Below are 18,256 nucleotides of genomic sequence, written 5' to 3' on the forward strand. Positions count from 1 at the left end.
GGCTTTCTTTTAAACATAAGATCCCACAGACGCAGGCAGGAGGAGCGTGATGTCAGCGCAACTGTGGGTCTCGGTCGTCCAGATCGGGTGCTTCTTCGGACTGGTGGCCCTCGGCTACTACCTCGTCCTCGAAGGAGCGGATTTCTTCAACTTCGCCCTCGGCCCGTTCGCGATGTTCTCCGGACTCACCGCGTCGTGGCTCATGGCGAAGCAGGGCTGGCCGCTCGGCCTCGCCGCCGTCCTCGGCATCGCGATCGCCGCGGTGCTCGCGGTCGTCACCGAGGTCGCGCTGGTCCGGCCGATCGACGCGCGGACGGGCGGCGGCGAGCTGCCGTCCCTCATCGCGGTCGTCGCGGTCCTGTTCGCGGTCGAGCAGCTCGCCGGGACGCTGTTCGGACGGCAGCTCATGCCGGGCCGGTCGTGGCTGCCCGGCACGTCCCTCGACCTCGGCTTCGTCACCGTGGACGGCCAGACGATCGTGCTCGTCGCCGCGACCATCGTGTCCTTCACCGGCGTGTGGCTGTGGATGCGGAAGTCCAAGTACGGGCGGATCCTGCGCGCGGTCGGGTCCAACCGGGAGGCGGCCCGAACGCTCGGCATGCCGGTCGGACGGGTGCGCCTGGTCGCGTTCGCGCTGGCCGGGCTGGTCGTCGGGCTCGCCGGGCAGCTCTTCTCCGCCAAGGCGGGGGTGAGCTTCCAGTCCGGGTTCGGATGGGCGCTGTCCGGATTCCTCGCGCTTGTCATCGGCGGGACGGGCTCGGTGTGGGCGCCGCTCGCGGGCGGGCTGCTGCTCGCGCTGGCGCAGACGCTCGTCCCCTATTACCTGGGGAGCGCGTCGCTCGACTACGCCGTCCTCGCCGTCGCGATCCTGTTCTTCGCGCTGCGCCCGAGCGGTCTGTTCGTCAGGAGAGTCCGGGTATGAGTGCGTTGCCTTTGCAGAAGGCCGTGGGGTCGGTTCGGTCGGCGGAGTCGGCGCGGATCCTCGGGACGCTCGTCCTCACCCTCGCCGTCATCGGCTGGGCGGGCGCGGACCTGTTCCGGCAGGACCTGGCGCTGCTCGGCGCGACCTACGCGCTGCTCGCGCTCGGCATGTACATGCCGTTCAACCTGGCGGGCGCGCTGTCCCTCGCCTACAGCGCCTACGTCGCGATCGGCGGGTACTCGGTCGGGCTCGTCGCGACCAAGACCGGCTGGCCGCTGCCCGTCGCGTACCTGCTCGGCGCGCTCGCGTCCGCCGCGCTGGCGGTGGTGCTCGGGTTCGCGACGCGGCGGCTGTCGGGGTTCTACCTCGCGGCGGTGACGCTGCTGTTCGGCATGGCCTTCCAGAGTTTCCTGCTGGACGCCAAGGACATCACCGGCGGCGCGGTCGGCATCGGCTCGATCCGGCCGCTCACGATCTTCGGTAGCGAGCTGGACCGGCAGACGTTCATCGCGCTGACCCTGCTGATCGTGTGGATCGTCGGCGTCGCCGTCGACCGGGTCCGCCGGTCGCCGTTCGGCGTCGCGCTCCAGAGTTCGCGGGACGTCCCCGCCGCCGTGGAGGCGGCCGGGGTCGGCGTCCCGGCGCTGCGGCTGACGGTGCTCGGCGCGGGCGCGGCGATCGCGTCCCTCGGCGGCGGCCTGTTCACCACCGCGAACCTGACCATCGGCCCGGACACGTTCACCCTGCACCTCGTCATGCTGGCGATCTTCATGCCGCTGCTCGGCGGGCAGGGCTCGGCGTGGGGCGCGGTGCTCGGCGCCGTCCTGGTGGTCGAGCTGACCTTCAACCTGCAGATCTTCGAGCGCTCCGGGTCGCTGATCTTCGGCGTCGCGGTGCTGGCCGTGCTGCTGATCGCGCCCGGCGGCATCCTCGGCTACGCCGGGCAGGGCGCGCGGTGGCTGCGCGGCGCGGCGACCCGCACGAGAGGAGCACGGCGATGACCGTCCTGCTGGAGGGCGAGGGCCTCGGCAAGAGCTACGGCGGCGTCCGCGCGCTGGACGGCGTGTCGCTGCGCCTGTCCGCGGGCGAGGTGCTCGGCCTGATCGGCCCGAACGGCGCCGGGAAGACGACGCTGGTCGACCTGCTCGACGGCGCGCAGCCCGCCGACCGGGGGTCGCTGTCCATCCGGGGCCGGAGGCTGACCGGCCCGCCGTCCCGCCGGGCCCGCGCCGGGCTCGCCCGGACGTTCCAGCACCCGCACCTCGCGCTCGACCTGACGGTGCGGGAGAACGTCCTGCTCGGGGCCGCCGCGCCGAAGCTCGCCGGGATCGGCGGGCTGGTCGCGGGCCTGGTCGCGGGCGCGTTCCGGCCGTCCGGGGCCCGCTTCGACGCGACGCTGCACCGCGTCGCGGACGCGCTCGAACTCGGCGACCTCCGCCGACGCTGCGGCGACCTGACGCTCGGCGAGCAGCGGCTCGTCGAGGTCGCGCGGGCGCTCGCGCAGGAACCGTCCGTCCTCCTGCTGGACGAGCCGTTCGCGGGCGCCGACTCGGGCGGCATCGCGGCGATCTCGGCGGCGATCCGCGCCGTCCGCGCGCAGGGCTGCGGGATCATCCTGGTCGACCACAACGTGGACATCGTCGCGTCCCTCGTCGACCGGATCATGCTGCTGCGCTCCGGCACGGTCGTCTTCGACGGCGACCCCGCCGAATGCCTGGCCAGCCCCGAAATGCAGGACGTCTACTTCGGCACGGGTGGTGAGAACGTTGTCGCATGAGCGAAGCGAACCGGGGGGTGTGGGGGGTCGTCCCCCCACAAAGAAGACGCATGAGCTTGTGTTGAGCGGCGTGTGCGTCCGGTATGGGGAGTCGACGGCAGTGTCGGACGCCTCGCTGACGTTCAGCGGGGGAGCGGTCAGCGCCGTCGTCGGGCCGAACGGGGCCGGGAAGTCGAGCCTGATGCTCGCCGCCTACGGGTCGGTCGCCGCGACCGGCCGGATCACGCTCGACGGCGAGGACATCTCCGGGCTCAGCGCCGCCCGCCGCGCCGGACGCGGGCTGGCGCTCGTCCCGCAGGGCAGGCAGATCTTCCCGCGCCTGACCGTCCGGGAGAACCTCCAGGTCATGGCGGACACGCTCGGCCTCCCGTCCGCCGAGGTGGAGACGGGGCTCGACCGGTTCCCCGTCCTGCGGGAACGCGCCCGCGCGCTCGCCGGGGTGCTGAGCGGCGGCGAGCAGCAGATGCTCGCCGTGTCCCGCGCGCTGATGGGATCGCCGAAGGCGCTGCTGCTGGACGAGATGTCCACCGGCCTCGCCCCGCTGATCGTCGCCGAGCTGATGGACACCGCGCGCCGCCTCGCCGACGAGGGCACCGTCGTGGTCGTCGTCGAACCGTCCATCGGCGCGATCAGGGACCGGCTCGACCGCGGGTACGTCCTGCTGCGCGGCCGGGCGTCCGAGCCGGTGGACGGCGGGCGCGACCTGGACGCCGCTTACCAGCGCGCGATGGGCGTCACCGCGTCCGGCCGACCCGAGGACGCGGTGCCGACCCAAGGTGGAAGATGAGACATCACAAGATCGAGAGGACAGGCACACGGTGGAGGACACGGGGGCCCCGGAGCCGCGCGCGCAGATGCGCCAGCCGCGGGTGGCGGACCTGCTCGCCGACACCCTCCGGGCGCGGATCCTGCGGGGCGAGCTGCCCGACGGGAGCCTGCTGCCCAAGCAGTCCGACCTGCTGGAGGAGTTCGGCGTCAGCAAGCTCGCCGCCCGTGAGGCGCTGCGCATCCTGGAGACGGAGGGGCTGATCACCGTCCGGCGCGGCAACACCGGGGGCTCGGTGGTGCACGCGCCGAAACGGGACAGCGTCGCCTACATGCTCGCGCTCGTCCTGGAGTCGCGGCAGGCCGCGCTGCCGGACGTCGGGTACGCGCTCCAGCAGATAGAGCCGTTCTGCGCGGCGCTCTGCGCGCAGCGTCCCGACCGGCACACCGAGGTCGTGCCCGCGCTGCGCCGCGCGCACGAGAGCCTCGTCGAGGCCGTCGAAACCGGCGACGAGAAGCGCGCGACGCCCGCGTCCCGCGAATTCCACGAGGCGATAGTCCGCCTATGCGGCAACGAAACGCTCTTCGTCGTGGCCGGAGCGCTAGAAACCTTGTGGACCGCGCAGGAACGGAGTTGGTCGGAGCACGCGACCCGCGCGGGCTTCTTCCCCGAGCCCGCCCTCCGCCGCCAGGCATTGGACGAACACGCCGAGGCCCTCGCCCGCATCGAGGAAGGCGACGCCGAAGGCGCGGCCCGTCTCCTCCGCGGCCACCTCCAAACAGCGCAGAAATACCCGATGACAGGCGTAAGCGAAGACCAACGCGTCCAGGCAGCCCTGCTCCGCCCGCTGGTCCAGCCTCCCGAACACCCCTGAACCACCGCGCCTCAGCCAACGCGAATTAGTCGGGGACGGATCAGCCGCCCACGCCGCCGTCCGGGCCTCGGGTCATCTTGGGCGGTGCCGGGACCAGTACGCAGGGACCGACGTGGCCTGTGGCGGTGCCGACGAACATCCAGGCGACCGATTCATCCTCGCTGAAACTGGTGAAACTGACCTCCAGCACCAGTGTCTTCCCGGGCCCCATCCGGTCGGGGTGGAGACGGCTGTAGGAGCCCTGGCTGTCGTCTTGTTCGGGCTCCACCGTCACGAGCGAGCCGTCGTTCGGAGTGATGGCCCCTCGGGGCGTCCGGCAGCGCTTGTCGTTGGGCACGAAATCGACGACCGCCGGCACGCCCAGCCCGCGCAGGCGGGAGGCGATGATCTCCGGATGGCGGTAGTCGCGGATGTAGATCCGGATCGAGCCGTCCGGATCCCGCACGACCGCGTTTGCCTGCGGGGCCTGGTCCCCGGTCAGAACAGGGATGCCGATCGCCAACCCCGCGGCCGTGGCCGCCGCAGCGGTCACCAGTCCCGCCCAGCGCCACCGGACGGACCGGGCGTGCGAGTTCGCCGTCGCCGAGGCGGTCTGGGCGGCGACGACGTCCTTGAGCTCCGCCAGGAGTCGTTCTTCGAACTTCTGCATGATCACTCCTTCGAGTAGGCCAGGGCGGCGGAGTAGGTGGGCAGTGCGGCGCGCACCGCCTTGCGGGCCCGGTGGAGCCGGACGCGGGCGGTGACGGGCCGGATCCCCAGGGCGGCGGCCGCCTCGGTGACCGTGAGCCCGTCCACCGTGATCAGTTCGAGCAGGGCCCGGATGCCCTCCGGAAGCCCGGCGAGCGCCTCGTAGGTATGTCGTCCGGCGCTCTCGGCGTCGATCCGCTCCTCCAGCCGGGCGATGTCCTCGGCGTCCAGCAGCCGCCGCCCGGCGATCCGCCCCACGGCCCGGGACTCTCGCTCCGCCCTACGGTGCTCCGCGGCCACGACGTTGCGCGCGACCCCGTACAGCCAGCCCAACTCGCTGCCCGCGGAGGGACGGTAGGTGTGCGCCGAGTCGATGGCCGCCAGGAACACCTCCGCGGTCAGGTCGGCCGCGGTGTGCGGATCGCGGACGCGGCGGGCGACGAACCGGCCGACCGCCTCGATATGCCGCCGGTAGAACTCTTCTAAGGCGGCGGTATCCGAACTTATGCACGCGAGGCCGCTGTCAGGCTTGGCCATGCTGTCTCCTCTCGCGGTTACACCCCTACTTGGCGCGCCACCGGAAAGGCGTTACCGAGTCGGCCGCAGGGAGCCGTAGGCCGTCACGGGGAACCAAATGTGAACCCTGGCCGGGACCGTGGCCGCTGCGTACGCTGACGGCAGGGGCCGTCCAGCAGAAGAGGTCGTCATGACCGAGACCGACCTGTCCGCCGCCCGCTGGCGCAAGAGCAGCCGCAGCCACAACAACTCCCAGTCCAGCCGTCCGAACACTCCTGAAACACGTGCCCTAATCGAGCTCAGTCCTGGACGGTCAGCGCCGCAGTGTTTTCGGTCAGGCCCAAGCACCTTCTTACCTGCATAGGGAAGTCAGGGTAGGCGAAGAGGCCCCTGGAAGAATGTCGTCGTCCGCCCAGGGGCCTCTTGCTGCACGGGTCACGCCACTAGGGCTAGAGGCATGAATCACCTTCCCTTCTTTACCGCCAGGTCTTGGCCCCGCCTGTACCGGACGTACAGGCGGGGAGTCATGGAATCGAGAGCGGGGACGAACGCCGCGTGGTGGACGCGCGTGGGGTCGCGCCGCGGCGGTGTGCGCCTCTGCGGTGAATCCATGGCCAAAGCAGCCAGGTGACGCCGAGTCCGAACAGGAAACAGGTCACTCCGTAGAGCAGTAGCCAGAGCAGAATGGGCCCGGAGTCGAGGGACATGGTCACTTCTCCCGCGTCCAGGTCGGGGCGGCGTACGGGCGGGTGGCGAGCTTTTCCGCAATGTCGTCCTGGCGAATCGCGGCGGCCCGCAAGGCGTCCAGGGTCGAGGCGCTGAGCGTGTCGACGAGCCCGGCGTCGAGCTGCCTGCGCGTGAGCGGGCGGCGCACGTGCACCGTCCACAGACCGCTTTTCTGGGCCAGATAAGGAACCGCCCAACGCCCGTCCGGCGGCTCCCCGACTGCGGGCAGCGGCTCGAATGGGTCGATCTTGTTTCGATGCGGGGACGGGCTCATTCGGATTCTCTCCGGTACGTCTCGTGGATTCTTGCCGACCAGCTTGACCCACTTGACTAATCGTGGCTACATATCCGAGTGATACTTCCCGTGATATCACTCGCGGAGGAATAGAAATGCCCCCATCTGTCCCGATTGACCCCCGGCACAGCATGAGGGCGCAGCTCGCCTACACGCTGCGCCTCATGCGGGAGCTGCGCGGTCTGAGCCAGAGCACACTGGCGAAGGAGCTCTACGCGACCCGAGAGACGGTCGCGGCCTACGAAAGCCAGCGAAACCGCCCTGACAAGGACTTCTGCAAGAAGCTGGACGAGTTCTTCCAAACCGGCGAGATGTTCCAGGGCCTCTGGCACCACGCCCAGCGAGAACACCTCAACGAGTGGTGGTTCGAGGCGTACATCCCTCATGAGAGCGAGGCGACAGAGATCCGCGCCTTCCAGCCGCTCTACATACCTGGCCTGCTCCAGACCGAGGACTACATGCGGGAAGTCGCCACCAAGGGACGAGTGAACGAGGACTTCATAGCCCAACGTCTAGCACGGCAGGAGATCCTCAACCGGGACGCGAACCCGCCTGAACTCTTCGTGGTTATCGACCAGGCTGCGATCCTCCGACGTGGGCATGACGGGCGCATCATGCATGGACAACTCCAGTACCTCCTTGATGTGGGAGAACTGCCTCACATACACATCCAGGCAGTGCGGCTCATCGACGGCCCTTACCAGGGGCTGGACGGCCCGATGGTCGTTCTGACCAAGGCGGACGGGAGTCGCGTCGGGTATGCAGAAGCCCATCTGGGTGGAAGGATGATCGAAGAACCGGCTGAGGTCACCCGCCTTGGGATTCGGTTCTCTGAGATCAGATGTCATGCACTGTCCGAAAAGGACACTCGGGCTCTGATCAGAAGGACAATGGAGGGTGATGCGGATGATCCATTGGCGTAAGAGCAGTCACAGCATGGGTGATCACGGCGAGTGCGTCGAGGTCTCGACCAACACCCGAACGCTTTTCGTGCGTGACTCCAAGGCTCCTGAAGGGGCGCGGCTTGCGCTGGGGTCGGAAGCCTGGGTTGACCTTGTTCGGCGGGTCAAGAGCGGGGCTCTTGATCTGTAGTTCGCTGGCGGGTTTTGATCCAGATCATTCGGCGGCCGGTTTCGGCGGGGGCTTCCGGCTTCTCTGAGTCGGTGCGGGCCAGGTGGTAGCCGAGGCGTTGCGGGATGGCCGCGCTGGCGGTGTTGGCCTCGTCGCAGTGGATCTCGACCCGCTCGATTCCGGGTAGGGCGAACGCGGCCTCGGTGAGGGCTTCGGCCGCCCTGGTCGCGAGGCCCTTGCCGGTGTGGTCGGCGTGCAGCCAGTAGCCGAGCTCCAGGCCGCCCGGCTCGCCTTGGTCGCGGAGGCCGATGGTGCCGAGCAACCGGCCGTCGTCGGTGGCGAAGATGCCGTAGTTGTACGCCTCGTCGGCGTCCCACTGGCTGATGGCGGTGCCCACGAAGGTCCGCTGCTCGACGGGGTCCGGACGCTGCGCGGCCCAGGGCATCCAGGGGCGCAGGAGCTCGAAGGATTCGATGACCGCCGCGTGCAGGGGCGAGGCGTCCGCCCTCGTCCAGCGGCGAAGCAGGATGTCGCCGAGTGCGATGCGCTCCGGTGGCCTCATGTCCTGAGCATGGAAGCAGACGTCGAGGGTGCGCAAACAATTTTGGCGGCCTAAACGGAGTCACTTGCCCGTCCATGCCTCTCTTCCTCCAGGGATAGATCTTCCGAGGGATCTGCAGACGGTGCGTAGCTTTATGATTACGCAGGGTAATATTGGCGATGTCGCTACGGCATCGACAAACTTCCTGGAGGAACTCAGATGAATCGCACGATCCTGGCCAAGTCCGTGGCCCGCGTCATCGCCATGATGGCGGCCGTCCTCGCCGCCGGATGGATGGTCGCCGGGGTGGCCGCGCCCGCGAGCGCCGCCACCAGCACGGACACCATCGCGCACGTCAACGGCCACGCCAAGCCGGACCTCTGCCCCGACATCCTCGACGAACTGTGCAGGAGTTCCCACGCCTGACCCGCGGAAAACGCGGCGGCGCGGCCCCACCGCGCCGCCGTGGCTTCACCCGGGCTTCGATTACTCCTTTTCTCGGTCGTCCTGGGCCGCCCTGTTGATCAGCTCGGTCAGCGCTTTCACCATTTTCGGTGTTCTATTACCGGGTACATCGTCGGCGAATGGGCTGTTACCGTCTGGCGCGTGAAGGCGTTACGGGGCAAGCGGCGGGAAGTGCTGGAGATGTACCGGCGGACGCGTCCGCCGGACGTCCCGGCGAAGATGGTCGAGGCCGCGACCGCGCGGCGGCTGGCCGGCGACCCGGCTGGGGCCTGCGCCGCCGCCCGCGTCGATCTGGACGTCGACATCCCCATGATCACGCGGGTGTACGGCCGTGAGCTGGCCGAGAAGATCGTCGACGACCTTCACCACGTCGTGCCGGACCTGCTGCGCTGGAACATCCCCCGGGGCCTGGACGGGCCCGGCGCGCCCATCGGTTTCGGGCTGTTACGCCGGTACCGGGAAGGCGGCGGCGCGAACCTCCTGGTCAGGACCGGCAACCATCGGCGGGGACGGCGGGGGCGGTTGGAGCTGTGGGTGAGATGCCGGTCGGAAGGGGAGGCGGACCTGCCGGACCGCGTTCCGGGGCTGTACCACCTGCCGCGCGCGTACTGGGATGCCCGGTACACCGGCGAGCTGCGCGCCCTCTGCGGCGGCGGGCCCGATCGGATCCCGTTCCACGGCGGAGACGGCCGCCTCTTGGACGTCCTTCCCACCGGGCCGCACCCGGACGATCCGGTCGCCATGACCGAGTGGCTGACCCTGCTCTGGGACGAGGGCCGAACCGGCGAGGCCCTCGAAGCGTGCGGCATCGAGCTCGCCGACGGGCAGCGGCGCACCTGGCCGCAGCGCCCGTGGATCGCGGTCGAGCGGCTGGTGGACGACGCCCGGACGATGCTCGCCGAAGGCGTCTTCGATCCCGGCCTGTCGGAGCGGCCGCGGCGTCCCGCCCGGACGATCTGGGTCGAGTGCCGCGACGAGGGCCAGGCGGGCACGGACATCGAGCTGACGTTCGGCGACGGTGACGGCGGCCGCGTCACGGCGCGCCGCCGCGGTGCCGGGCTCGGCGAGTCCCGCCTGCTCACCGCACCCGAGTACCGCCACCCGATCGACCTCGACCTCCTGCGCTTCGGCCTCGCGGGACCGGACGACCTGCATCCGGCGGTCACCAGAGCCCTGTTCCACCCGCGCGGCACCACCGCACCGCCGGAGGTCCGAAGGCCGTCAGTGACCGGGGCGGAGCTGATGGAGCGGGCGTTTCACCGCGACACCGCGGGCGTGCGCGCGCTCCTGGACGCCGGTGCCGATCCGCTGGTGCGCGACCGGTCCGGCCTCACGCTGCTGCACCTGCTGCCCTACCTCGACCACGAGTTGCTCCTGGCCCGGCTGCTCGCCGCCGGTGTGGACGTCAACGCCGTCGACGTCCAGGGGCACACGGCGTTGCACGCGGCCGCCGTCCGCAGGCTCGAACTGGAGCACGCCGGGTCGATCGCCCGCGAACCGGTCGAGGACCTCATCGGACGGCTGCTCAACGCGGGAGCCGTCGACGTGTGCCGCGAACGGGGCGCGCCATGCCGGGCGGGCGCACCGTCCGAGCGCCGCGCCCGGCCCGGCGGCGAGGACGTCGGGCGGCTGCGGAGCCGGGCGTCCCGCACGGACTACCGGTCGATGGCGCGGCTGGCGTCGGCGCTGTACTCGACCGGGAAGGACCGGCGCCAAGTGCTCGCCGAATGCTACGGCGCCCCTTTCCCGGACGAGTTCTTCGCGCTCGCCGACCAAAGGCCGCTGCCCGGACACCCTCCCGAGGACCTGCGGTGCCATGTGTGGCGGCTCGTCCTGCCGCCCGACCGCGGCGGCCCGGTTCCGGTGGGCCAGTCCAGCCTCGACGACTACGACGACCGGGCCGTGCTCGAACGCGACCGGCGGCTCGTCCCGGTGCTGAGGCTGCGCGACCACCGCACCGAGTACGGCGGCCTCGTGCTGTGCTACCGGCTCACCGAACTCGCCCGCGGCGAGCCGACGGTGTTCGGCACCGATCCCCTGGGCGACGACGGGCGGATCGAACGGCTCGGGCCCTCGCTGGCGGCGGTGCTGCGCGACTACCACGCGATCGTCGTCGACCGGCTGGAAATGCTGCGGAGGCTCGATCCGGACCATCCCGACGTCGGCGCGCTCCCGACGCATCGCGCCGCGTTGCGGCTGGCCGGGACGCTGCTACCGGCCGGAGCGCCGGTCGTGGACCGCGCCGAGCCGTCCGCGCCGTTCACCGCGCCGGTGCCCGAAGGGACGCTGATCCGGCTGCGGGCCCAGGCGTCCCGCGACGACTACCGGTCGATGGCGCGGTTGGCATGGGCGCTTTACTCGACCGGGACGAACGTCCGCGACGTGCTGCGCGAGTGCTACGGAGTGGCGTTCCCGGAGGAGTTCTTCGTCCTCGCGGAGGCACTGTCGCGCGGCTCGGTGTCCGGGCAGGAGACCTCGCTGCCGTGGGGATTGGCCGTCCCGCTCGAACGAGGCGGTCCGCCGCTGCGGCACTGGCCGACGCTGTGGCCGGCCGAGCGGCGGATCTTCGACTGGGACTCCGACCTCGTCCCGCTCCTCGCCCTGTACGGCGACGAGCGGTGGGACCGCGGTGAGCACGAGTGGCGCGTGGCGCCCCACGGCCGCCTGATCCACTGCTACCGCCTGAGCGAACTCGCCGCCGGGCGGAACGGCGTGGTCGGCGTCCCGTGGCGGCGGGCGGAGGAGGGCGGCGAACTGTCCGCCGACTCGTCCGGCGACTCCCTCCTCGCGGTCCTGCACGAGTACGCCGCCGCCCGGTACCACCTGGACGAATGGGAGAGCCGGCAGCCGTGGAGCTGGGGCGCCGACACCATCGACGACCAGGAGGTGGAGGCGTCCCGCCGGTGCGTGGCGAAGATCGAGGCACTCCAGCGCCTCGTGGACGACCGTCCGAGCCGACTCCCGCCCTGACGCGGTCGGGTCAGCCGCGACCGCGGCGGCGTAGGCGGCGTGACAAGCCGAGCGGCTGGCTGGGGCACACGAGGTGGAACATCCTGCGGTGCCTCGCCGGTGTCGAGGCGAGCACCGGCCCTGACCTCGCGCTGTCGCAGGAGTCCGCGCGGGACGGGGTGCGGCGGCCTGCCCGACCTGTGCGGCCGACTTCCGGAGCTTGAGGCGCTGCTCCTGTGACGGTGACCTCGGGCGCGGGCGCTGGGTGGGAATGCGGGAGGCCCCGGTGGCGTGGCGTGGGGGAGTGCGCCGCCGGGGCCTGGTCAGAGGGTCAGCAGGCGGCGGCGGTCAGGCGGATCCGCCAGATCGGGTTCCAGTCGATCCCGTTGCGGGCTATTCCGGCGGGGACGCAGCCGACCTGGTTGCCGTTGGCGTCGTCGTAGCGGGCCGCGGCGCCGTCCGTCTGGTTGTTGACGAAGGCGCCGTTGCCGTGCCAGTAGCTCAGCGAATAGCCGCCGTAACGGTAGAAGTTGAAGACGTACGCGCCGTTGGAATAGGGGACGACGGCGCATGCGTAGCTGCGGGCGCAGGTGAAGGAGCCGCCGTCGGCGACGAAGCGGTGGTCGACGGACGGCGACGTGGACGGCGCGGCCAGCGCCGCGGCGCCGGACGCCCGCGTGACGTGCACGGTGTACGCGCCGTGCGCGCCGGGCCGGACGGTCACCGCGCCGGGAGCGGCGGCCGCGTGCGCGGGCGTCATGGCGACGGCGGAGGTGAGCCCGACCGCGGCCAGGCCGAGGGTCGCGGCGGTCTTGCGGGAGCCTTTCATGAATGCTTTTCCTCCTCCGCGGGGTGTGGTATCCGGAATTCCGGATTGGATACTTCCACCATTGACCATTCCTGTAAATGTGAGTGAAGGCGATGCGTATGGTGGTCGGGCGGCTGCGTATGGTAGGCCGTGACGGTGCGTCCACCGGAATGGCCTGCACGGAGTCGTCGGCCACTGTGCGTGATCGCGACGGTAGGGGGTTTCCCTGAATTGTTCGGGGCGGGCTATCGGGGGAATCCGCGCATCGGCCTCCGGTGACGTCCGCAACAGGACAGCGGAACGGGACCTTCCTTCGCGTCTTGGCCGCGCGGCGGCCCCGGTTCTGGTGGAGTGGCGGGGGCCGGGCCCCTGGTTTTCGGGGGCCGGGCACGGGCACGTGACTGAGCGTTGCTATGACCTGTCCTTCCACGTGCAGGGGGTTAAGGACGATGACGTCGGGATGGCAAGGATCCGGGGGCATGGACCCGTTCGAGGAGATGCTCGCCCGGTTCTTCGGGTCGCGGGCGCAGCGGCGTCCGATGGAGCGGATGAGCATCGCGCGGCTGATGAGCGAGCCCGCGCGGGAGATGGTCCGGGACGCGGCCGCGCAGGCGGCGCAGTGGGGCAGCGTCGACCTCGACACCGACCACCTGCTGTGGGCGGCGACCCGCCAGCAGGGCACCCGGCACTGGATGGAACGTGCCGGGGCCGACCCCGACCGGATCCAGAGCGAGATCGAGGAGCACGCGCGGCGCGGCACGCCCCGCGACGTCCCTCCGGAGCTGACCCCGTCGGCGAAGCGGGCTCTGCTCGACTCGCACCAGGTTTCGCGGGCGCTCGGATCGTCCTACATAGGCCCTGAGCACCTGCTTTTCGCGTTGGCGCTGGACCGGGGGTCGAGCGCCGGACGCATCCTGGACGCCGCGCACGTCACGCCCGACACGTTGCAGTCGGCGGCGGCCGGGGGCGGCGGCGGGCAGCCGCCCGGCGGCTCGGGGCAGCAGCCGTCCGGGACGCCGACGCTGGACGAGTTCGGCCGCGACCTCACCGCGCTCGCCCGGGAGGGCCGGATCGACCCGGTGATCGGCCGTGAGAGCGAGATCGAGGAGACCGTCGAGGTCCTGTCCCGGCGCACCAAGAACAACCCGGTGCTGATCGGCGACCCGGGCGTCGGGAAGACCGCGATCGCGGAAGGGCTCGCGCAGCGGATCGTGGACGACGACGTCCCGGAGACGCTGCGCGGGAAGCGGATCGTCCAGGTCGACCTGGGCGGCGTCGTCGCGGGCACGCGCTACCGGGGCGACTTCGAGGAGCGGCTGAAGAAGCTCGTGGACGAGATCCGCGACCACGGCGACGAACTGGTCGTGTTCATCGACGAGATCCACACGATCGTGGGCGCGGGCGGCGCGGAGGGCGCCATGTCGGCGGGCAACATGCTGAAGCCGCCGCTGGCGCGCGGCGAGCTGCACGTCGTCGGCGCGACGACGATCGACGAGTACCGCCGCAACATCGAGAAGGACGCCGCGCTGGAGCGCCGGTTCCAGCCCATCCTGATCTCCGAGCCGACGCCCGAGGACAGCATCGAGATCCTGCGCGGGCTCCGCGACCGGTACGAGGCGCACCATTCGGTGCGGTTCACCGACGAGGCCCTCATCGCGGCCGTCGACCTGTCGAGCCGGTACCTGACCGACCGGTTCCTGCCGGACAAGGCGATCGACCTGATCGACCAGGCGGGCGCGCGGGTGCGGCTGCGCTCCGGGACCCGCGACGGCGGCCGCCGCGAGCTGGAGCAGCGCCTCGAACGGCGGCGGCGGGAGAAGGACCAGGCCGTCGCGGACGAGGACTACGAGAAGGCGTCCGAGCTGCGCGACGAGATCGCGCGGCTGGAACGGCAACTGGAGGACGCCCGCGACGAGGGCAGCGGCGCGTCGATCGTCCCCGAGGTGACGACGGAGGACGTCGCGGAGGTCGTGTCGCGGATCTCCGGCGTCCCGGTCACGCAGCTCACCCAGGCCGAGCGGGAGCGGCTGACCCGGCTTGAGGAGCACCTCCACCAGCGGGTGATCGGGCAGGAGGACGCGGTCGCGGCGGTGGCGCGGGCCGTCCGGCGGTCCCGCGCGGGGATGGGCGACCCGGACCGTCCGACCGGCTCGTTCCTGTTCCTCGGCCCGACCGGGGTCGGCAAGACGGAGCTGGCGAAGGCGCTGGCCGAGGCGCTGTTCGGCAGCCGCGACCGGCTGATCCGGTTCGACATGAGCGAGTTCCAGGAGCGGCACACGGTCAGCCGCCTGATGGGCGCGCCGCCCGGATACGTCGGATACGAGGAGGCGGGGCAGCTCACCGACGCGGTGCGCCGCCAGCCGTACTCGGTGATCCTGCTGGACGAGATCGAGAAGGCGCACCAGGACGTGTTCAACGTCCTGCTCCAACTCCTGGACGACGGCCGCCTCACCGACGCGCAGGGCCGCACCGTCGACTTCCGCAACACCGTCGTGATCATGACGAGCAACCTCGGCTCGGAGCTGATCACCGGGCGCGGCGAGATCGGCTTCGGCGGGACCGGCGACGGCCCGGACGCCGCGCTCAGCGACCGGATCATGCGGCGGCTGCGCGAGTCGTTCCGGCCCGAGTTCCTCAACCGGATCGACGAGATCATCGTGTTCCAGCGGCTGGAGGAGGGGCAGCTCCGGCAGATCACCGACCTGCTGCTGGACGAGACGCGCCGCCGCCTCCGCGCGCAGGACGTCGACGTCTCGTTCAGCACGCAGGCCGTCGACTGGATCGCCGAGCGCGGCTACCAGCCGGAGTTCGGGGCGCGTCCGCTGCGCCGCACGATCCAGCGCGAGGTGGACGACCAGCTCTCCGACCTGCTGCTCGCGGGCGACCTCCGGCACGGCAGCCATGTGGACGTGTCCGCGGCGAACGGCGGCCTGCAATTCCGGGTCAGCACGGAAGAGACGGTGTAATGGGTATAGTCCTCCTGTAGCCATTACAGGAGGACGCTTGTGGACATAGCGCTCGCCGACTACGCGGCGGCGGCCGACCTTGCGAACGACCTGGTCAGGACGTCGCCGACCGTCCACGGGACGGAGGATCTCCCCGACCGCGCCGCCCTCGGTGCCTTCCTCGCCGAGTACGGGTACGACCTGCGGACGCCCGCCGACGACGACGTCCGCGAAGTTCATTTCCTGCGCCGGGAGGTGCGGGGGATCATCGAGACGGAGACCGCCGAGCAGGCCGTCGCGGGTGCGGCCGTGCTGCTCGGGCGGGCCGGACGCGCACCCGTCCTCCGCCCAGCCGACGGAGACGGGCGCTGGCGGTGGCACGTTCCGACCGCGCCGGACGCGCCGCTCGCCGCCGAACTGGCCGCCGTCACCGCGGTCGGGATCGCCGGGACCGTCCGGGCGCTCGGCCACGACCGGTTCCGCGCCTGCGCCGCCCCTGGCTGCCGGGGCGTGTTCGCCGACGTGAGCCGGGCCGGACGCCGCCGCTACTGCACGCCCGAACTGTGCGGCAACCGCCTCAACGTCGCCAACCACCGCGCCCGCACCCGAACGGCCACGCCATGACCGCCACCCCACCGAACAGCCCTCCGCCGGACGGCGCCCTGCCGAACAGCCCTCCGCCGAACAGCCCTACGCCGAACAGGGCCCCACCGAATGCCACCCCGACAAATGACACCTCGCCGAACGGCGCGCCGCTGACCGGTGCCATCGAGCTGCCGGACGGGACGCGCGTCCGGGGCCGTGGCCTGCGCAACCCGATGCCGGACGGGCCGGTCCCCGACTTCGGGCTCTACCTCGGCTCCGGGCGGCTGCGTCGCCGCCACGGGTCCGCGCTGACCTGGCCGTCCGCGTGGATCGACTGGCCCGACTTCCTGCTGCCGCGCGACCGCGACGACGCCGTCCGGGAGATCCGCGCGCTGCACGCGCGGGCGAGGGTCGGGGAGTCGGTCGAGGTCGCGTGCGGCGGCGGCGTCGGACGCACCGGCACGGTGATCGCCTGCCTCGCCGTCCTGTCCGGCGTCGCCCCGGCGGACGCCGTCGCCTGGACCCGCGAACACCACCACCCCCGCGCCGTGGAAACCCCCTGGCAACGCCGCTGGGTGGCCAGTTTCCCGGGTTAGGCGCCGAGGATGAGGGTGGCGGCGTGTTCGCCGATCATCATGCTGGCGGCGTTGGTGTTGCCACCGACGATGGTCGGCATGATCGAGGCGTCCGCGACGCGGAGGCCCTCGATGCCTCGGACGCGCAGGGCCGGGTCGACGACGGCGCGCTCGTCCGAGCCCATCCGGCACGTGCCGACCGGGTGGTAGACGGTCGTCGCCCGGTTCGGCAGTTCCTTCGCGAGGGCCGCGCGGTCGGGGAAGCCGGAGCCGGGTGACAGCTCCGCCTTCACGTCGCCCGCGATGGCCTTGTTGGCCATGACCGCGCGGACGAGTTCGACGCCGTCCAGCAGCAGCCGCGAGTCGTCCGGGTCGGTGAGGTAGCCGGGGTCGATCAGCGGCGCGGCGGACGGGTCCGCCGACGCGAGCCGCAGCGTCCCCCGGCTCTTCGGGTAGATCAGCGTCGGCATGACGGTGAGCGCCGAGCGCTTGTCGACCTTGTGCCGGACGGGCGCGTCCTGGTTCGGGAACGGGTACGACCACGGCAGCGCGTGGAGTTGCAGGTCGGGCACGTCGCCCGCCTGCCCGGTGCGGACGAACCCGACCGCCTCGAACACGCTGCGCGCGACCCACGTCCCGCCCCTCGTCCACTCCCGGACGACGCCCGACGCGAAGTAGGGCGCGGTGCCGCGGTGCCGGGCCGAGTCCATGACGTAGGTCATCGGGACGAACATGTGGTCGTGCAGGTTGTCCCCGACGGGCAGGTCGGCGTGCGCGTCGATGCCGTGTTCGCGCAGGTGGGCGGCCGGTCCGACGCCGGACAGCAGGAGCAGGTGCGGCGACCCGAACGCGCCCGCCGCGAGGACGACCTCCCGCGACGCCCGCACCGTCGAGCGACGCCCCTTCTTCGTGACGACCGCGACGCCCGTGGCGCGTCCCTTCTCCACGACCACCCGCTCGACCAGCACGTTCGTCAGGACGGTCAGGTTCGGCAGGCCGTGGTCGTCCAGGTATCCGACGGACGAGCTGTACCGCAGGCCCTTGTCGACGCTCTGCTGGAAGATGCCCGCGCCGTCCTGCGTCTCGCCGTTGTAGTCGTCGTTGCGCTTCACTCCGGCCGTGTCGGCGAGCGCCTCGATGAACGCCTCCGACGCGGGGGTGAGGTCGCGCTGCCGCGTCACCTGGATCGGACCGCCCGCGCCGCGCAGCTCGGTCGCGCCGTCCTCCCAGTTCTCCAGGCGCTTGAAGCTGGGCAGGACGTCGGCGTACGACCATCCGTCGCAGCCGTCCGCGGCCCAGTCGTCGTAGTTCTTCCGGTTGCCGCGCACGAACAGCATCCCGTTGATCGACCCGGACCCGCCGAGCACCCGCCCGCGCACCTGCGGGATCTTCCGGTCGAGCGCGCTCTTCTGCGGGACGCTGTAGAACCCCCAGTCCAGCCGCTTCTTCAACTGCGGGACGTTGTGGAATACGGCGATCAGGCCCGGCTTGCGGACGAGCGGCGTCCGGTCCGGCCCGCCAGCCTCCACGAGGACGACGTCCGCCCCCGACTCGGCGAGGCGCCTCGCCAGCACGCATCCCGCGCTGCCCGCCCCCACGACGACGTAGTCGGCGGTGGTCGCGGCACCCGGCACGGCGGCGGTCACGTCCATGAGTTCCTCCAGCGGACGCCGGGCCGGGACACCGGCCGGGCGGCCGCGCTCAGAGGGCCCGCGCCTGGCCCGTCGGGGCGCCGCCGGTTCGAGGGGCGACGT

18 protein-coding genes are annotated in these 18,256 nt (G+C 71.3%); 12 read left to right on the forward strand and 6 right to left on the reverse strand.

The annotated features are described in order from the left end of the window. Positions 1-49: 49 nt before the first annotated feature. From FXF68_RS23480 to FXF68_RS23500, 5 genes are all read left to right on the forward strand, one after another. Complete coding sequence (locus FXF68_RS23480; RefSeq protein ID WP_222868333.1) at positions 50-922, forward strand: branched-chain amino acid ABC transporter permease; 873 nt, start codon at positions 50-52, stop codon at positions 920-922. Continuing rightward, positions 919-1,923, forward strand: a complete 1,005-nt coding sequence (locus tag FXF68_RS23485; RefSeq protein ID WP_148762699.1) for a branched-chain amino acid ABC transporter permease — start codon at positions 919-921, stop codon at positions 1,921-1,923. Before FXF68_RS23480 ends, FXF68_RS23485 begins: the two co-directional genes overlap by 4 nt. Further along, positions 1,920-2,699, forward strand: coding sequence for an ABC transporter ATP-binding protein (locus FXF68_RS23490; protein ID WP_067892396.1), 780 nt, complete (start codon positions 1,920-1,922; stop codon positions 2,697-2,699). Before FXF68_RS23485 ends, FXF68_RS23490 begins: the two co-directional genes overlap by 4 nt. Positions 2,700-2,799: 100 nt before the next feature. After that, positions 2,800-3,486 carry an ABC transporter ATP-binding protein gene (locus tag FXF68_RS23495; protein WP_222870053.1) on the forward strand — a complete coding sequence of 229 codons (687 nt, stop codon included), beginning with the start codon at positions 2,800-2,802 and terminating at the stop codon, positions 3,484-3,486. A gap of 31 nt (positions 3,487-3,517) precedes the next feature. After that, complete coding sequence (locus tag FXF68_RS23500) at positions 3,518-4,339, forward strand: FadR/GntR family transcriptional regulator (protein ID WP_218010293.1); 822 nt, start codon at positions 3,518-3,520, stop codon at positions 4,337-4,339. A 40-nt stretch (positions 4,340-4,379) separates the two neighbouring features. Here the strand turns inward: FXF68_RS23500 and FXF68_RS23505 are convergent, their stop codons facing one another. The 3 genes from FXF68_RS23505 to FXF68_RS23515 form a co-directional block, all read right to left on the reverse strand. Further along, positions 4,380-4,988, reverse strand: coding sequence for a hypothetical protein (locus tag FXF68_RS23505; RefSeq protein ID WP_148762702.1), 609 nt, complete (start codon positions 4,986-4,988; stop codon positions 4,380-4,382). A 2-nt stretch (positions 4,989-4,990) separates the two neighbouring features. Next, positions 4,991-5,563, reverse strand: coding sequence for an RNA polymerase sigma factor (locus tag FXF68_RS23510; protein WP_148762704.1), 573 nt, complete (start codon positions 5,561-5,563; stop codon positions 4,991-4,993). A 688-nt stretch (positions 5,564-6,251) separates the two neighbouring features. After that, positions 6,252-6,542 carry a hypothetical protein gene (locus FXF68_RS23515; protein ID WP_148762706.1) on the reverse strand — a complete coding sequence of 97 codons (291 nt, stop codon included), beginning with the start codon at positions 6,540-6,542 and terminating at the stop codon, positions 6,252-6,254. A 185-nt stretch (positions 6,543-6,727) separates the two neighbouring features. Here FXF68_RS23515 and FXF68_RS23520 point away from each other — a divergent pair, with 185 nt between their 5' ends. Together FXF68_RS23520 and FXF68_RS23525 are read left to right on the forward strand one after the other, a co-directional pair. Next, a complete protein-coding gene (locus tag FXF68_RS23520; protein WP_187438067.1) occupies positions 6,728-7,486 on the forward strand; it encodes a helix-turn-helix domain-containing protein in 759 nt (252 codons plus the stop codon). A 13-nt stretch (positions 7,487-7,499) separates the two neighbouring features. Further along, positions 7,500-7,655 (forward strand): DUF397 domain-containing protein, encoded by a 156-nt coding sequence (locus tag FXF68_RS23525; RefSeq protein ID WP_246178939.1) that lies wholly within the window; start codon positions 7,500-7,502, stop codon positions 7,653-7,655. Here FXF68_RS23525 and FXF68_RS23530 read toward each other — a convergent pair. Then, positions 7,630-8,196, reverse strand: a complete 567-nt coding sequence (locus tag FXF68_RS23530; RefSeq protein ID WP_148762710.1) for a GNAT family N-acetyltransferase — start codon at positions 8,194-8,196, stop codon at positions 7,630-7,632. The two genes, FXF68_RS23525 and FXF68_RS23530, sit on opposite strands and share 26 nt — an antisense overlap. Before the next feature lie 198 nt (positions 8,197-8,394). Here FXF68_RS23530 and FXF68_RS23535 point away from each other — a divergent pair, with 198 nt between their 5' ends. Both FXF68_RS23535 and FXF68_RS23540 read left to right on the forward strand, forming a co-directional pair. Then, positions 8,395-8,601: a hypothetical protein gene (locus FXF68_RS23535; protein ID WP_148762712.1), complete on the forward strand. Its 207-nt coding sequence runs from the start codon at positions 8,395-8,397 to the stop codon at positions 8,599-8,601. A gap of 180 nt (positions 8,602-8,781) precedes the next feature. Further along, complete coding sequence (locus tag FXF68_RS23540; protein ID WP_148762714.1) at positions 8,782-11,610, forward strand: ankyrin repeat domain-containing protein; 2,829 nt, start codon at positions 8,782-8,784, stop codon at positions 11,608-11,610. Positions 11,611-11,920: 310 nt separating this feature from the next. Here FXF68_RS23540 and FXF68_RS23550 read toward each other — a convergent pair whose 3' ends face one another. Further along, complete coding sequence (locus tag FXF68_RS23550; RefSeq protein WP_148762716.1) at positions 11,921-12,418, reverse strand: hypothetical protein; 498 nt, start codon at positions 12,416-12,418, stop codon at positions 11,921-11,923. A gap of 428 nt (positions 12,419-12,846) precedes the next feature. Between FXF68_RS23550 and FXF68_RS23555 the strand changes: the two genes are divergently transcribed. Genes FXF68_RS23555 through FXF68_RS44795 form a run of 3 tightly spaced genes read left to right on the forward strand, consistent with a single transcriptional unit; the run spans position 12,847 to position 16,523 of the window. Further along, positions 12,847-15,363 carry an ATP-dependent Clp protease ATP-binding subunit gene (locus FXF68_RS23555; protein ID WP_148762718.1) on the forward strand — a complete coding sequence of 839 codons (2,517 nt, stop codon included), beginning with the start codon at positions 12,847-12,849 and terminating at the stop codon, positions 15,361-15,363. 39 nt (positions 15,364-15,402) lie between these two features. Next, on the forward strand, positions 15,403-15,966 hold the full coding sequence (locus FXF68_RS23560; RefSeq protein ID WP_148762720.1) for a CGNR zinc finger domain-containing protein: 564 nt from the start codon (positions 15,403-15,405) through the stop codon (positions 15,964-15,966). Beyond that, a complete protein-coding gene (locus FXF68_RS44795) occupies positions 15,963-16,523 on the forward strand; it encodes a protein-tyrosine phosphatase family protein (RefSeq protein ID WP_148762722.1) in 561 nt (186 codons plus the stop codon). Before FXF68_RS23560 ends, FXF68_RS44795 begins: the two co-directional genes overlap by 4 nt. Here FXF68_RS44795 and FXF68_RS23570 read toward each other — a convergent pair. Next, entirely contained in the window at positions 16,520-18,154 is a 1,635-nt protein-coding gene (locus FXF68_RS23570; protein WP_148762724.1) for a GMC family oxidoreductase, read from the reverse strand. The genes FXF68_RS44795 and FXF68_RS23570 overlap by 4 nt on opposite strands. Positions 18,155-18,256 lie beyond the last annotated feature (102 nt).

Source organism: Actinomadura decatromicini (assembly GCF_008121305.1).
Taxonomy (GTDB): domain Bacteria; phylum Actinomycetota; class Actinomycetes; order Streptosporangiales; family Streptosporangiaceae; genus Spirillospora; species Spirillospora syzygii.